The organism is Heyndrickxia sp. FW510-T9 (assembly GCF_058781025.1).
Map to the genome: position 1 here is coordinate 87001 of NZ_JBYSWK010000006.1, position 15629 is coordinate 102629.

The 15629-nt window shown below is 38.0% G+C and carries 14 protein-coding genes; 3 read left to right on the forward strand and 11 right to left on the reverse strand.

From position 1 onward, the window contains the following. Positions 1-15: 15 nt before the first annotated feature. A complete protein-coding gene (locus AC3WJF_RS05040) occupies positions 16-804 on the reverse strand; it encodes an ABC transporter permease (RefSeq protein WP_492450033.1) in 789 nt (262 codons plus the stop codon). Continuing rightward, positions 801-1682 (reverse strand): ATP-binding cassette domain-containing protein, encoded by an 882-nt coding sequence (locus AC3WJF_RS05045; protein ID WP_492450034.1) that lies wholly within the window; start codon positions 1680-1682, stop codon positions 801-803. The genes AC3WJF_RS05040 and AC3WJF_RS05045 overlap by 4 nt, the downstream gene beginning before the upstream one ends. A 186-nt stretch (positions 1683-1868) precedes the next feature. Between AC3WJF_RS05045 and AC3WJF_RS05050 the strand changes: the two genes are divergently transcribed. Continuing rightward, a complete protein-coding gene (locus AC3WJF_RS05050) occupies positions 1869-2654 on the forward strand; it encodes a TetR/AcrR family transcriptional regulator (protein ID WP_492450035.1) in 786 nt (261 codons plus the stop codon). A 38-nt stretch (positions 2655-2692) separates the two neighbouring features. Here the strand turns inward: AC3WJF_RS05050 and AC3WJF_RS05055 are convergent, their stop codons facing one another. The 5 genes from AC3WJF_RS05055 to AC3WJF_RS05075 all read right to left on the reverse strand — a co-directional run bounded on the left by AC3WJF_RS05055 (position 2693) and on the right by AC3WJF_RS05075 (position 8903). Further along, entirely contained in the window at positions 2693-3415 is a 723-nt protein-coding gene (locus AC3WJF_RS05055) for an amino acid ABC transporter ATP-binding protein (RefSeq protein ID WP_492450036.1), read from the reverse strand. Further along, the gene (locus AC3WJF_RS05060) at positions 3408-4067 is read right to left on the reverse strand and encodes an amino acid ABC transporter permease (protein ID WP_492450037.1); all 660 of its coding nucleotides are present in this window, start codon (positions 4065-4067) and stop codon (positions 3408-3410) included. The genes AC3WJF_RS05055 and AC3WJF_RS05060 overlap by 8 nt, the downstream gene beginning before the upstream one ends. A gap of 36 nt (positions 4068-4103) precedes the next feature. Further along, positions 4104-4880: a basic amino acid ABC transporter substrate-binding protein gene (locus AC3WJF_RS05065; protein ID WP_492450038.1), complete on the reverse strand. Its 777-nt coding sequence runs from the start codon at positions 4878-4880 to the stop codon at positions 4104-4106. 220 nt (positions 4881-5100) lie between these two features. Further along, complete coding sequence (locus AC3WJF_RS05070) at positions 5101-6267, reverse strand: M20 family metallopeptidase (RefSeq protein ID WP_492450039.1); 1167 nt, start codon at positions 6265-6267, stop codon at positions 5101-5103. Between the two features lie 416 nt (positions 6268-6683). After that, entirely contained in the window at positions 6684-8903 is a 2220-nt protein-coding gene (locus AC3WJF_RS05075; RefSeq protein WP_492450040.1) for an MMPL family transporter, read from the reverse strand. Between the two features lie 137 nt (positions 8904-9040). On the opposite strand from AC3WJF_RS05075, the gene AC3WJF_RS05080 reads away from it, so the two are divergent. After that, a complete protein-coding gene (locus tag AC3WJF_RS05080) occupies positions 9041-9664 on the forward strand; it encodes a TetR/AcrR family transcriptional regulator (RefSeq protein ID WP_492450041.1) in 624 nt (207 codons plus the stop codon). A gap of 149 nt (positions 9665-9813) precedes the next feature. Then, a complete protein-coding gene (gene guaC / locus AC3WJF_RS05085; RefSeq protein WP_492450042.1) occupies positions 9814-10797 on the forward strand; it encodes a GMP reductase in 984 nt (327 codons plus the stop codon). Positions 10798-10875: 78 nt separating this feature from the next. On the opposite strand, the gene AC3WJF_RS05090 is transcribed toward guaC, so the two are convergent. From AC3WJF_RS05090 to aspA, 4 genes are all read right to left on the reverse strand, one after another. Then, positions 10876-11139 (reverse strand): helix-turn-helix domain-containing protein, encoded by a 264-nt coding sequence (locus AC3WJF_RS05090; protein ID WP_492450043.1) that lies wholly within the window; start codon positions 11137-11139, stop codon positions 10876-10878. A 16-nt stretch (positions 11140-11155) separates the two neighbouring features. Next, positions 11156-12154: a hypothetical protein gene (locus AC3WJF_RS05095; RefSeq protein ID WP_492450044.1), complete on the reverse strand. Its 999-nt coding sequence runs from the start codon at positions 12152-12154 to the stop codon at positions 11156-11158. 248 nt (positions 12155-12402) lie between these two features. Further along, positions 12403-13938, reverse strand: coding sequence for a malate:quinone oxidoreductase (locus tag AC3WJF_RS05100; protein WP_492450045.1), 1536 nt, complete (start codon positions 13936-13938; stop codon positions 12403-12405). A 220-nt stretch (positions 13939-14158) separates the two neighbouring features. Continuing rightward, positions 14159-15589 (reverse strand): aspartate ammonia-lyase, encoded by a 1431-nt coding sequence (aspA, locus tag AC3WJF_RS05105; RefSeq protein ID WP_492450046.1) that lies wholly within the window; start codon positions 15587-15589, stop codon positions 14159-14161. Positions 15590-15629 lie beyond the last annotated feature (40 nt).

The following is a 15629-nucleotide window of genomic DNA, read 5'->3' on the forward strand; positions in this document are numbered from 1 at the left end:
TTTTTACTACAATTGCTAACGACTTCCAGCTTTTCTTTTGAATGACCATGCTGACCACATAGTTGCTACGATAAGGATCAGCAAACACCAACCAATCGCCCACCATATATGATTCCCTACGCTGGTACCGGTAAGGAGTCCACGAATTGTTTCAATTACTGGAGTAATTGGCTGATTTTCCGCTACACCTTGTAACCATTTTGGCATTGTACTTGTTGGTACGAATGCACTTGATAAGTAGGGAAGAAATAATAATACAAAGCCATATCCACTAGCCGCAGCTGGTGTACTAGCGACAATACCGATTGCTGCAAAAAGCCAAGTGAATGTCAGTATAAATAAAGCAATGACTCCTACCGCCGCAAACCATTCTAAAACATTTGCTGTTGGCCTAAATCCAACAAGGAGAGCAACAATGATGACGACACCTGTAGCGAGGAGATTACGAGCTAAGCTTGCTACAACATGGCCCGTAATGACATTGATGCTTCGAATAGGCATGGTTCTGAAACGATCAATAATACCATTTGTCATATCAGTGGCTACATCAATGGCGGTATGAGATGATCCAAAACCTGCACACAACAAAATGATTCCCGGAACTACATAATTCACATAATGTCCGCTTGAATCAATTGCACCGCCAAATACATACGTGAACAACAGCATAAGCATTATCGGCAGTACAATTGCCATCATCAAAGCTTCAGTATTCCGTATACTATGAAGCATACTCCTTCCAATAAAAACGGAGTTGGTAATTAGTAACGAAGGTTTTTTCGTCTGAACGATCGGGTTTATCATTTAACTCTCTCCTTTTCTGCAGTAAATGATAAAAACACATCATCCAAGCTTGGTCTGCGGACGGTTATCCGCGTCTCTTCCGGTAGCGAAGCAGCTATCTCCTCAAGAATATGTTTAACCTCAAGAATACTGCCGTTCGTAGGAATTTCACGTATAATTTCATCATTCTCATTACGTAATTCGACCATCTCATCGCCAATCTGTGATTTCATTTCCTCTGGGGTCCCATGTGCCACAATTCGCCCACCCGCAATAACTGCAATTGTATCGGCTAACTGATCCGCTTCTTCTAAATATTGCGTTGTTAGAAACACCGTGACACCTCCTTTTGCCAATTGAAGAATAATATCCCATAGCGCACGTCTACTTCGTGTATCAAGACCGGTTGTCGGCTCATCTAAGAAAATAACCGGCCTCTGCACCACTAGGCTTACAGCAAGATCCAAACGACGGCGCATTCCACCTGAATAAGCTTTTACCCTTTTGTGAGCAACATTCGTTAAATCAAAATGTTCAAGTAACTCCTTTGCCCGCAAACGTGATTCTAATCGCGACAGGCCGGAAAGTCTTCCCATCATTCGTAAATTTTCCTCTCCTGTTAACATTTCATCCACGGCTGCAAACTGACCGGTAAGACTGATGGAACTTTTCACTTCTTCTATATTACGGACAATATCATAACCAGCAACATGTGCCGATCCTGCATCAGGCACTAACAATGTCGATAAGATATTAATAAATGTCGTCTTTCCAGCACCGTTTGGTCCAAGCAGTGCAAAAATCTCCCCTTTTTGAACTTCTAAATTAATACCATCTAAAACAAACTGTTCCCCGAATTTCTTTTGAAGACCTTTCACCTCAATAGCTAGTTGACTCATGTTTTCTCCTCCCTTGTTTTATATACGATATGTTTTGTGTATACTATAAACAGTTTATTGCATACACAGTATATTACATATACAATTACATTGCAACCAAAAAAATGAAAAAATATATGCCTATTTGTTTTTAAAAACTGTGATTGAAATATGGAGTAATTGTAATAAACCAGAGGTGAACTGAATATGAAGGACAAAGACAAGATAGATGAGGAATTAAAGAACTTGCCTTCTGGCATAGCGATAAGCTGGGGATTAAGTAAACAGCCACAACGAGGCCCGAAGCGAGAACTTAGTATCGATCAAATTGTGGAAGCAGCCATAGAAATTGCCGATAAGGATGGACTGGCTGCACTTTCCATGAACAGAGTTGCATCGTCATTAGGATTCACGACCATGTCCCTCTATCGATATATTCCTAGCAAAGATGATTTACTATTATTGATGCAGGACAAAGTTTCTGATATTGCTTACCCAACGGGGGAACCGGATACCGATTGGCGTGAAAAAATGCGTCAGTATGTTAGGATTTGTATTAAAGTATTTCAAGACCATCCATGGTTTGCTGATATCCCTATTACAAGCGTACCTGTCACACCCAATCAACTTAAAGTAGTTGATATAGCGCTCGGTACCACTCGTGATCTTCCTTTAAATGATTATGAAAAAATGTCTATTGTTCTTCTTATAAGTGGATATTCACGTTGGTGTGGAATGATTATGAAGGATATGAATATGGCCATTCAAGCAGGGAAGAGCCCAGGTGCTTTTAGTGGTCATGATTACAGCGCGGCACTAAAAAAACTGGTTACACAAGATCGCTATCCAGACCTTTATCCCGTTCTAATGTCTGGAGCGTATACCGAGGATAATGAAGAAGAAAATACAGTAGGCGATGACTTTGATTTTGGGCTTGAACGGATTTTGGACGGTATCGAGCAATACCTTTCATTTAAAGAAAATCAAAAATAGAGTGTCCCATTTGGAACACTCTATTTTTGAACTTGTCCTTATAAAACCTTTTCCAAAAAGTCCTTCGCTCTGCTTGTCTGAGGGGAATTAAAAAAGTCTTCGGGTTTTCCCTCTTCAAGGAGAATTCCGTCATCAAGAAACAAGACACGGTCCGCTACTTCCTTTGCAAACCCCATTTCATGTGTCACAATCGCCATCGTCATACCCGACCCGGCAAGGTTCTTCATAACATTCAGTACTTCCTTCACCATTTCTGGATCCAGTGCTGATGTCGGTTCATCGAACAGCATTAATTTTGGTTCCATTGCAAGAGCGCGGGCGATGGCAACACGCTGCTTTTGACCTCCTGAAAGATTATTAGGATAAGCATTCTCTTTTTCCGTTAAACCTACTCTAGATAATAATTCCCTTGCCTTTTTTTCCGCAACCTGACGTGATTCACCTTTTACTTTCATCGGTGCGTACGTTAAGTTATCCAAAACTGTCATATGCGGGAATAAATGAAAATGTTGAAATACCATCCCGATTTGCTCACGGACTTTATTAATATTTGTTTTCGGATCCGTAATATCCTGATCATATACGAGCACACTGCCTTTTGTCGGTTTTTCTAACAAATTAATGCAGCGGAGTAAAGTAGATTTCCCCGATCCGGATGGCCCGATGATTGAGACAACCTCTCCAGTGTTAATACTCGTAGATATATTTTTTAATACCTCGTTTTTCCCAAATGTTTTAGAAAGGTTTTCTATTTTAATCACTGTATTTCATTCTCCTTTCTACCCATTTACCTAGTAAAGTTAAAATCAATACCATTACCCAATAGATTAAACCCACGAATATTAACGGCTCGAAATTCCGGTATAGTTTTGAGCCAACCACTTGGGCACGACGCATTAAATCCAAATAACTTATAGAGGAAACAATCGCTGATTCCTTCGTTAAGGAGATAAATTCATTCATTAAGGCAGGTAAAATATTTTTCAATGCTTGCGGCATGATTAAATCCTTCATCATTAACCGATATGGTATACCAAGAGCTGCAGCTGCCTCCGTTTGCCCTTTATCCACCGCTTGAATACCTGCTCTTATTATCTCAGAAACATATGCAGAGGAATTTAAACCAAATGCTAATATTGCGGATAAGAAGGCAGAGATATCATATCCTGTTAATTGTGGAATTGCGAAATAAATAATCATTAATTGCAAAATCAATGGAGTTCCACGAAAGATAGATGTATAAATATCCGCAAGCCATTTTAAAAATTTCACTCTAGAAATCTTAAATAATGCTAATATCGTTCCAAATACAAAACCAAATAAAATCGCAATAATAACCAGTTTTATCGTAGCCCATATTCCCTTTAGTATAAAAGGAATATAAGGCACAATTTGGCTAAAGTCCAAATTCATGCCTTACACCTCTTTTCTATATTATTTTGTGCATTCTTAGTTGTTTTTTACCCACTTTGCTTTCAATTCTGCTAGTTTTCCGTTATCCTGCATTTCCTTCAATACTTTATTAACTTTAGCAACAAGGTCACTGCCTTTTGGAAAAGCAACAGCCATCCCTGGAGAACTAGATGTTGTATCATCAAATCCAGCTAATCCTTGTTTTTTGATGTAGCCTTCTGCCACTGATTTATCTAAATAAGCCACTTGAATACGGTTTGATAATAGTTCTTGAATAAGAGTTGTAGAGTTATCAAGTGCTTTCGTTTCAAATTTAACGGTTTTCTGCAGGTTTTTTGCGCCTTCTTCTTGAATAGTCCCTAACTGAACACCAAGTGTTTTTCCTTTTAAATCATTTACTGTTTTAATGGTAGAACCCTTTTTGGTTATGAACATTTCACCAGAGTTGTTATATGGTGTTGAAAAATCAACATTTTTCTTACGCTTTTCCGTTGCAGACATACCTGCAAGAACCATATCAACGCGTTTTGTTTGTAATGCCCCTATTAAACCATCAAAATTCATATCTTTTATTTCCAGCTTATACCCTAGTTTTTTAGCAATATATTTAGCTAAATCCACATCAAATCCAACAATATTGCCATCTGTATCACTTGTTTCAAATGGTGGGAAGTCAGCAGAAGTCCCCATCGTTAGTACTTTTTCACTCTTAGTGCTGCCATCATTTGTGCCTGCGCTCTTACTTTGCCCACATGCACCCATTAATGCAACTGTAAATACAATCGTAACCAATAATATAATCTTCTTCATCATGTTTTCCCCTTTCAGATATATAGAATGTAATATTTATTTTTATTAATAGAAATGTATTTTTATACAACATAATGAATTTTAACACATAACCTAAACCTTGAAAAGTAGATAAAATAAGTTATAATATTCTAATATTTCATCTCGCTTAATCACCTTTACGTATAAACATACATTTTCACACAAAAAAGAAGCACCTCTTAAAGGTACCTCATCATTTCTTTTAAATATTTACTGATTTACGAAATTCGTTTTGCATTTTTTCAAACTCTGTCTTATTCGTAATTAAATCATATCCTGTTAGTGCAAGGGCAAGAGCGCCATTAGAAAGGATTCTATGAGAGTCATCGGTAATCGTAATATCTGCAAATTCTTGGGTATGTGCAATTAACCCTGGAGAATTGAGACCAATATACGGATGGATAGCAGGAACAACATGACTTACATTCCCCATATCAATTGAACCATATGAGTCTTTTGCTTTTTTCACCTCTTCCGTACCAGTCGATATCAGATTCTTGTTAAAAAGCTGTGATAATGTTTGATTGGTGATCATATTGTCATAGCTTAATTCATAATTATCAATATTAACTTTTGCTCCAGTCATTAATGCTGCGCCCTGGGCAATACTTTTTACCTTTTCAACAACCTCATTTAAATTATTACGATCCTTGGCACGTACATAAAACTGAGCAACTGCTTTTTCCGGAACGATATTCGCAGCAAGCCCACCTTCTTTGATAATACCGTGAATTCTAACATCAGAAGTAACATGTTGACGGAGTGCATTAATCCCATTAAAAAGTTGAATAACCGCATCAAGTGCATTAATTCCCTTTTCCGGTGCTGCAGCTGCATGACTCGGCTTACCTCGGTACTCAAATTGAATCGCATCCATTGCTAATGATTCTCCACTTTCATATGATTCATCAGATGGATGTAAAATCATCGCCGCATCAATATCTTCAAAAATACCTTGTTCTGCCATCGGAACCTTCGCGCCATTCGTTTCTTCTGCTGGCGTCCCAAGTACTACAACACGGCCGCCAATTTCATCTAACACTTTGCTTAAAAGAACTCCTGCACCCGCTCCCATCGTACCAATCATATTATGACCACATCCATGTCCGACACCAGGCAATGCATCATACTCGGATAAATATGCAATAGTCGGACCTGGCTTTTTACTATCATACACAGCCTTAAAAGCAGTAGGTCTGCCGACAACTCCTGTTTCGACCGTAAAATCATGTTCTTCCAAAAATTCCACTAACAGTTTCATAGAATTATATTCTTGGTCACCTAACTCCGGATGATGGTATAAATAATCGCTCATTTCCCAAAGCTTGCTCTGTAAAGATTGTACATATGATTTTAAAAGATCCTTCATCTTTAATGATCCTCCTGTATTTTTATACGACTCTATAAATATTTATTACATTTTATAAATATACATTAAAAATTGCCTTTCAACAATATTTCTATTCCAACTTAAAGGAACATATTTATTATTACCAACTTTTAATATAGGAGGTAATTATGTCTCATCAAATTGCCTTATCTCCCTTAGCCTAAGCGGACATAGGATCCGTTATTTCTATAAAATGCCCCTACTTTAAGAGTTTAGAGGACACTGAATCCGTTATTCATGAAAAAATGGGTGGAAAACACGGCTTATATACAAAATAGCGGAACCTCAGTCCGCAAACAAGAGGGAAAAGCCCATTTTGTCACAAATAACGGATCTGGTGTCCGCCAAACGCTAACAATTTAAAATATCAGAGGCCAAATCAAAATGTGATTTGGCTATGAGTCCATCTTCTCCTTTTCCCACTTATCTGCCTTCCACAACTTCCCTGGCCAAAATGCATAGCGGCCAAGTACCGTCGTAATTGCTGGAACCAATAATGGTCGAACAATAAATGTATCTAGTAAAACACCTACTGCTGTTACAATACCAAACTGTAATAATACTTGAATCGGTAAGGTCGCTAATACTGCAAATGTACCAGCTAATATAAGCCCAGCTGAGGTAATGACACTACTCGTTTCACTAACTCCATTTGCTATCGCTTGGCGGTGCGGCTGGGTTCGCCTGTTTTTCCAGATGCTAGAAATCATAAAGATATTATAGTCCTCCCCAAGAGCCACAAGGAAAACAAACGCATATAAAGGAATCAATCCGGATATTGCAGGTATATCCATACCATCATGAATGAGCAGCCAGCTTGCGCCTAAAGCAGATAAATAGGAAAGTATGACGGTAATAATAAGGTAAAACGTTGCAACTATTGACCGTAAGTATAAAAGCAAAAGCGCAGCTATAATTGCTATCACAACTGGAACGATTACTTTTGTGTCACGATCTGTTGTATTTTCCGTATCGTATAGCTTCGATGTTTCTCCGCCAATCCAATAATGCCCTTTCACCTTAATCCCTGCATCATGCAGCACACCAGAAACTTCTTTTGTCACTTTTGGAATGGATTGTACCGATTCGGGACTGTATGGATTCCCTTTTAAAATCACATTATAAGATAAATAGTTTCCATTCTTACTGCTTTTTGTTGGATCTGAAACACTTTTCACAATGGAAAGCTTGCTTAATTGCTCTTTGATTGGAAGATCCTTACCCTCTGTATTAACGATCACTTCCATAGGAGCAAGTTCTCCTTCTGAGAAATGATCCCCCATTAGTGTAAATCCTTCACGAGAGGGCATATCCTTAGGAAATGAATCTATTAAATTTTGTGTATATTGGATTCGAGGAGAAAATGCTGCTAGCCCGCCTAATAAAACAACACATAAAATAATAACCGTCCACGGCTTTCCAACAACAAAATTTCCAAACCTTTTGCTTAAATCTCTAGATTGCCTTCGTATTTTCTTTCCCTTTTTTGTCTCTAACTCTTTCACCATTTCTTCGGTTCTAGGAATAAAAGGAAAGAAGGAAACCCTTCCGAAAATCGCAAGTAATGCCGGAAGCAAGGTTAAAGCGGCAATACCCATTATTAGAATAACTAAGCTAAATGGGATCGCAAACCTATGGAAAGAACCATAATGAGCCAATAATAGGGTACTTAAGCTCAGAACAACTGTAATGGCACTTACAAATATTGCCCCACCTGAATGCTTTAATGCTTTTTTCAATGCAATAAATTTATCTGCTTCCTCCAATAAATACTCTCTATATTTAGAAACTAAAAACAAACAATAATCTGTGCCTGCACCAAATAGTAATACAGTCATAATGGATATACCTTGTGAATCTACAGTGATAATTCCTTGCTTCGCTAAAAATCCAAGAATAGGACCTGTTAATCCGTATGCAAACCCAACTCCTATAAGCGGAACAATCGCTAAAATTGGGGAGCGATATAACACAATTAATAAAATTAATACCAATAATACGGTGGATATTAATAAGGTGATGTCAGCCTTACTAAAGAGCGCGACAGCATCTGTTGCAATTCCCACTGGCCCTGTAAAACGAACATGTAAACCTGACTCTGTAATCTTTTTATCCAGGATATCCTTCGAAAGCTTGTTTTCCATATACTCTTTAAGCGACGATAGATTATCTGTTAAATCGTCAGAACTTGCCTTTTCATCCATAAAGATTGGTGTGACAAGCGATGTGCCATCCTCCGAAACAGAGGTTTTTAATGCTTGTACCGGAATATCTCCTAAAGGCGGAATAAAGCTTTGTTCAGACAATGGACTAGTTTTTAAATGCTTATACAACTTTGTCACCTGTTGAAAGTCTTGATCCTTCAAACCATCTTCCCGGTACCAAACTAAAAGTAGTGGTGTCCCGGAATTATTCGGAAACTGCTCCTTCGCTACTTTTTCCGCTTGTACAGACATAGAAGTGTTCGGTAAATCTCCCGCTCCATTGTCGGCCATTTTATTTACATTTGGAAAAATCGCTGAAAGAAGACCAACCAAGGCAATCCAAATAAGAAGTGTTACCCATCTTCCTTTTTTGCTTGAGACCGCTTCTACAAAATGTATCAGAAACTTCATTAAGTCAACACCCCTTGGAAATTCATCAGTACTATGTTTTATTATTTAATATATATACTATAAAATTAATTATATATACTGGTTAGTTAATTATCAAAAGAAATGATTATGAACTTTTTAGCAGGGAGATGATACAAATGACAGAACAAAAGCAAGGTCGAACACTTGGCAGACCAAAAAGCAAAGATAAAAAAACACCTACAAACGAAGTCATCTTACAAGCAGCAACCCGTTTATTTTTTGAAAATGGTTTTCAAAAAGTATCCGTCGATGATATTGCAACAGCAGCAGGCATGACGAAAGCAACCGTTTACTACTATTTTGATACAAAAGCAGTGCTTTTTAAAGAAACAATCGTTTCGTTGATGAGAAGAATACGAGAACGGATTATACAAATACTTAGTACAGACAAACCTTTATATGACAGGCTTTTCGACGTTGCAATTGCCCATTTACAAGCGACCACATCCATTGATTTAGATGGCTTCATGCGAGAATCGAGAACTTCCTTATCAGATGAACAAATACAGGAAATGAAAATAGCGGAAGAAAAAATGTATAGCAGTATTGAGCAAGCATTCTTGACAGCTATAGATGCTGGAGAAATACCAAGTGTAAATGCAAAATTCGCCGCCCATTCTTATATTTCATTAGTTAGAGTGGGTAACTATAAGCAATCGGATGGAACATCTTTCTTTCCTTCCATTGAAGAAGCAACAAAAAATATCATGAACGTTTTTTGGAGAGGCTTTTTTGGTTAAAAAAGAAGCGCTCTTCGTTAAGTACTTTTCCTGATTACCTAGCATATTTTTCAAAAACTTTGACATGCAGAGCAAAATAAGTTAAATTAAAAATATACGAACGTTTAAAAATAACACACGTTAAATATTCGTGTTTTGAGGTGAATTTCATGGAAAATGTATTTGATTACGAAGATATTCAATTGATTCCTAATAAATGTATTGTGAATAGCCGCTCTGAATGTGATACTACGGTGACGCTTGGAGGGCACACTTTTAAATTACCTGTCGTTCCTGCAAATATGCAGACGATTATGGATGAGAAAAACTCCATTTTTCTTGCAGAAAACGGTTACTTTTATATAATGCATCGCTTTGAGCCAGAGAAGCGCATTGCTTTTATTAAAGATATGAAATCTCGTGGATTAGTCGCGTCCATAAGCGTTGGTGTGAAAGAGGAAGAATATCAATTTATAGAGGAATTAGCGGCCGTAAACCTTGTTCCAGAGTTTATTACGATTGATATCGCACACGGTCATTCCAATGCGGTGATCAACATGATTCAACATATTAAGAAACACTTACCTGGGAGCTTTGTGATTGCGGGAAATGTTGGAACTCCTGAAGCAGTGAGGGAATTGGAAAATGCCGGTGCAGATGCAACTAAAGTTGGTATTGGACCAGGAAAGGTATGCATTACGAAAATTAAAACCGGATTTGGGACAGGCGGTTGGCAACTAGCCGCTCTTCGTTGGTGTGCTAAAGCTGCAAGCAAGCCAATCATTGCTGACGGAGGAATTCGTACACATGGTGATATCGCGAAATCAATCCGCTTCGGTGCAACGATGGTCATGATTGGTTCCTTATTTGCAGGACATGAAGAATCACCAGGTGGAACGATTGAAAAAGATGGAAAGCTTTTTAAAGAATATTTCGGTTCTGCTTCTGAATTCCAAAAAGGCGAACGAAAAAATGTAGAAGGCAAAAAAATGCTAGTAGAACACAAAGGACATCTAATTGACACGTTAATCGAAATGGAGCAAGACCTTCAATCCTCTATTTCTTATGCAGGCGGCAATAAGCTAGACGCCATTCGTAACGTGGATTATGTTGTGGTGAAGAATTCGATTTTTAATGGGGATAAAGTATACTAAGAGGGACTGATCGGCGTCCCTCTCTTTATTTTATTGAATATTGATCCGCATCATTAATATGTCTCTGAAACACACTCTTTACCCTTTACTAGCTAATCTTTCCTTTATTTCCGTAATACTTAGCCCTTCTTTTTTCAAATCCTTTATTTTATTTATTCTAGTAATTGCTTCTTCTCTAGGGTACCGTCTGGTCCTCTTCTCTTCTTCTTGCTCAAAAGGAAGCATCCCTTCTTCTGTATAGAACTTTAGCGTACTGTACCGACTTCCGCTTATACGTACTAATTCCCCTATCGATACAAATTTAGATGCAAGTATTTTTTCTATGGAGCGTTGTCGGGACAAATTCCTTTTCCTCCTGTCATAAAGATAATGGATATTTTATTAAACGAACACCATGAACAGGGAATCTGTATATCTTGGAATGGGGAATCGCTTCATATGGAATATTATCAATCTTGATAAGTGGAATTTCTCCCTTACGAATCACTGTAACAACGTGACCATTACTTTCCAACCTTTTCATTACATCACGTAAACGATCTTCCTTATTAGAAAAATAAGTCTCCGTATCGATAAAAACAGATTGGGACCGTTCAATAACGGGGAAGACAAAACTAATTCCTGAACCAGAAGGAGTAGACATGATTTCCCTTTTTATCTTTAAGAAATTCTTCACTGCGTTTTCTATTGTTTTATGAATATTAATTGGTAGTACTAGTTTACCCAGAGAATTGTTATCGAATATTTCATATATGCGGCCTGCAACACGTTTTAATTCTTCTTTTGAGAAAAGGTCATAAAGACAGCCACTTTCTCTTAATAACCAAAGCATTAAAATCGTTTCATCCGTCATCTGCCCATCCTCTAAAATTTCAGCACGGAGGCTTTCCGTCAATCTAGTGAAGAGTTCTGAATTGCTGCAGTATTCCTTCATGGTAATACCAGCAGTTACAAATTCCAAATCACAGCTTAAAAGTGCAGGTATTTCTTCTAAAGCATTAGCTTCTTTTAATACAACCACAAAAGCATTTTCCAGTTCTTTTAATTGCTTTCTAGTCATTTTTAACACTTTTGTAAGATAATTCGGAAGTGATTCATTTAGTTTGTCACTTTTAACTAGTAGTACATTTAAAACAGATTTTTGATACAGCGTAAGTGATGGGCCCTCTATACTTCCTTTTGTAAATTCCAGGACATCACCCTTTTCAGTAAATTTCCCATTCAAATACAATTCTAATATTGCTGCGGCAGCCATACAACGCAAGGACACTTTCTTTGAATTAGTTAAACGAGTACTTTCCTGACCATTAAGTGCTAGCATGGAAAAGTTTTGTGCAAAACTAAGTTCCTTCACCATTGTCCCTCCTAGTTAAATTTAAAGAGAAATCTGTTTACTCGCTACTTACTACTTACTACTTACGATTTAATTATAACAAGTATCAATCATAATGTTAAGTTAATTTCGAAATATATAAATAGTTGGTATATTTATTTCGGTGGTATTTAACGGAAAGAAAGAAAATAAGCCAGTCCCTCTCCGATAAACCAGAGAGAGACTGACTTCAATTCTCAAGAAAACGATTCTATATTGGTGAAAAATAAACTTTAACCTTTTTCTACTTCCAAAGAATTAGATTGATTCTGCATGTTTTCGTTTAGACCAAGCGCTTGTGCTGTTGAAGTATGAATTTCTTGGCAAAGCTCTGGATTTTCCACTAATGACAAGCCATAAGAAGGAATCATTTCTTTGATTTTCGGTTCCCAATCTTTTAGGTATTGAGGAAAGCATCGTTTGATCACATCTATCATGACCTGAACGGCAGTAGAAGCCCCTGGTGATGCTCCAAGCAATGCAGCGATGGAGCCATTAGCCCCAGTAATAACTTCTGTTCCAAATTGAAGCGTTCCTTTGCCGCCTGCCTCCGTATCCTTAATAACTTGTACACGTTGGCCCGCTACTACAATATCCCAATCTTCGCTCTTAGCATTTGGAATAAAAGCTCGTAACTCTTCGATACGTTTTTCCTTCGATAACATAAGTTGTCCGATCAAGTATTTTGTTAACGGGATGTTTTTTACTCCTGCTGCTAACATAGTTAAAATATTATACAGTTTAACAGATAGAAATAAATCCAAATTGGAACCAGTTTTTAAGAATTTTGGTGTGAAGCCAGCAAAAGGTCCAAATAGTAATGATTTTTTGTCATCAATAAATCGTGTATCCAGATGCGGTACAGACATAGGTGGAGCACCAACTGCAGCTTTTCCGTATACTTTTGCATGATGCTCTTCAGCAACTTCCGGATTGTTACATACAAGGAATAGTCCGCTGACCGGGAATCCACCAATATGTTTGCTTTCTGGAATACCAGTTTTTTGCAATAAAGGTAAACTTCCTCCGCCGGCACCAATAAAGATAAATTTGGCAGTGTGGCATTCGACAGTACCATTATCGAGATTTTTCACTTTCAATTCCCATAATCCATCGCTAGTACGCTTAATATTATTAACACTATGTTTGTAGTTTATATCGACGTTATTCTTCTTTAAGTGGTCAAACAACATCCGTGTCAAAGCGCCGAAATTAACATCTGTTCCGGAGTCAATCTTTGTTGCCGCTATCGGTTCATTTGCAGTTCGGCCCTTCATCATAAGCGGAATCCATTCCTTCAGTTTTTCCGGGTCATCGGAAAATTCCATTCCTTGGAACAGATGGTTTTGTGAAAGAGCTTCAAAACGTTTTTTCAAAAACTTTACATTTTCTTCCCCATGTACGTAACTCATATGAGGCAATGGCATGATAAAGTTATCTGGATTATCGATTAGATTACTATTTACAAGATAAGACCAAAATTGCATAGAAAGCTGGAACTGTTCGTTAATACTAATAGCTTTACTAATATCTATGGATCCGTCCGGTTTTTCGACAGTGTAATTAAGTTCACACAGTGCAGCATGCCCCGTTCCCGCATTATTCCATTCGTTAGAGCTTTCCTCACCTGGGTTTTCAAGCTTTTCAAACACTGTAATATTCCAGTCTGGTGCTAATTTTTTCAAGAATGTGCCCAATGTCGCACTCATGATTCCGGCACCAATTAAGATAACGTCTGTTCTAGTTCGTTCGTTGCTCATTTTTTTCATCCTTACACCCTAATATTTGCAGAAAGGATGTAGGCTATCCTGTTTAGGCGTCACATCAAGCCATGGCGCGACCTAGTCACACCTTTTCTGCATCAATTTTTATCATACTAATAGTATATCACTATTAGTATTAGTTTAAAATAACTAGGATTATCTGATAATCATTAGCCGTTTGAAAATATAGCAAAAATTGGAGAACCAAGAATTTTAATTTTTAGTACTAGTCTCGTTCAAGCAATTCCGCACCGGCAATTCCTGGATGTGTCATCTCATACGGATCTAATATCAAATTTAATTCTTCTTCTGTTAAGATATCATATTTCAAACAAAGCTCCCGGACAGGTGCACCGCTTAAGATTGCCTCACGTGCAATTCTTGCTGCTGCTTCATACCCTATATGGGGATTAACCGCAGTAAGAAGTCCAGCACTCTTCTCTACATACTCTTTCAGTCTCTCTTCATTGGCTTTTATTCCTTTTAAACAATTGTCTGTAAAAGTGCGGAAAGCATTATTCATAATGCTGATGGATTGCAGCAAATTAAATACGAGAACAGGCTCCATGACATTCAACTCAAGCTGTCCCGCTTCGGATGCAAGGCAGATTGTATGGTCATTACCAATGACTTGGAATGCCACCTGATTAATTACTTCCGCCATCACTGGATTTACTTTACCAGGCATAATAGAAGATCCTGGCTGTCTTGCAGGCAGCATGATTTCACCCAAACCAGCTCTTGGTCCTGAGGCCATTAAGCGCAAGTCATTGGCGATTTTCGACATATTCATCATACAAACCTTCAACGCTGCAGATACTTCAGTATAAGCATCTGTATTTTGGGTAGCATCAACAAGATGCTCGGCACCAATTACCGGCAAACCGCTGATCTCTGCCAGATGTTTTACTACCAATTCGATATACCGCGGATAAGCATTTAAGCCGGTACCGACCGCTGTTGCCCCCATGTTCAATTCATATAAATGCTGACGAGATTGTTGAATTCTTTTGATGTCACGACCGATGACACGGCTATAGGCTTCAAATTCTTGGCCGAGTCGAATCGGGACAGCATCCTGAAGGTGAGTGCGCCCCATTTTAATGACATGATTAAATTCCTGTGCCTTTTCCTGAAAAACTGCATGCATTTCTTCCATGGTAACCAATAAGTTTTCCAAAAGATTTAAAACGGCAATATGAATCGCAGTAGGAAATGCGTCATTAGTAGATTGTGACATGTTGACATGAGTATTAGGACTACAATGGAAATAGTCACCTTTTTCTTTCCCGAGCAATTCGAGAGCACGGTTGGCAAGGACTTCATTCACATTCATGTTAATCGAAGTTCCTGCTCCGCCTTGAATCGGGTCAACTATTATTTGATCATGCCATTTGCCTTCTATCATTTCATCTGCTGCCTTAACGATTGCTTCTCCAAGTTCGGAGTAGAGGCTCTTAACATCCATGTTTGCAAGTGCAGCTGCCTTTTTCACGATTGCCATACCCTTTATTAATTCTTCATGGATATGATAACCAGTGATTGGAAAGTTCTCAACAGCACGGAGTGTCTGAATCCCATAATAAGCTTCGGAAGGAACTTCCTTTGATCCTAAAAAATCATTTTCAGTACGCATTTGACTTATTGTGATTGACATATTTTTCGCTCTCCTATTTAGTAAAGTACATTATGTCAGC

Bases quoted from the DNA above. Each gene is read 5' to 3' on its own strand.
- AC3WJF_RS05065 (WP_492450038.1), bottom strand. From the start codon at position 4,880: ATGATGAAGAAGATTATATTATTGGTTACGATTGTATTTACAGTTGCA.
- AC3WJF_RS05060 (WP_492450037.1), bottom strand. From the start codon at position 4,067: ATGAATTTGGACTTTAGCCAAATTGTGCCTTATATTCCTTTTATACTA.
- aspA (WP_492450046.1), bottom strand. From the start codon at position 15,589: ATGTCAATCACAATAAGTCAAATGCGTACTGAAAATGATTTTTTAGGA.
- AC3WJF_RS05095 (WP_492450044.1), bottom strand. From the start codon at position 12,154: ATGGTGAAGGAACTTAGTTTTGCACAAAACTTTTCCATGCTAGCACTT.
- AC3WJF_RS05075 (WP_492450040.1), bottom strand. From the start codon at position 8,903: ATGAAGTTTCTGATACATTTTGTAGAAGCGGTCTCAAGCAAAAAAGGA.
- guaC (WP_492450042.1), top strand. From the start codon at position 9,814: ATGGAAAATGTATTTGATTACGAAGATATTCAATTGATTCCTAATAAA.
- AC3WJF_RS05080 (WP_492450041.1), top strand. From the start codon at position 9,041: ATGACAGAACAAAAGCAAGGTCGAACACTTGGCAGACCAAAAAGCAAA.
- AC3WJF_RS05100 (WP_492450045.1), bottom strand. From the start codon at position 13,938: ATGAAAAAAATGAGCAACGAACGAACTAGAACAGACGTTATCTTAATT.
- AC3WJF_RS05070 (WP_492450039.1), bottom strand. From the start codon at position 6,267: ATGAAGGATCTTTTAAAATCATATGTACAATCTTTACAGAGCAAGCTT.
- AC3WJF_RS05040 (WP_492450033.1), bottom strand. From the start codon at position 804: ATGATAAACCCGATCGTTCAGACGAAAAAACCTTCGTTACTAATTACC.
- AC3WJF_RS05045 (WP_492450034.1), bottom strand. From the start codon at position 1,682: ATGAGTCAACTAGCTATTGAGGTGAAAGGTCTTCAAAAGAAATTCGGG.
- AC3WJF_RS05050 (WP_492450035.1), top strand. From the start codon at position 1,869: ATGAAGGACAAAGACAAGATAGATGAGGAATTAAAGAACTTGCCTTCT.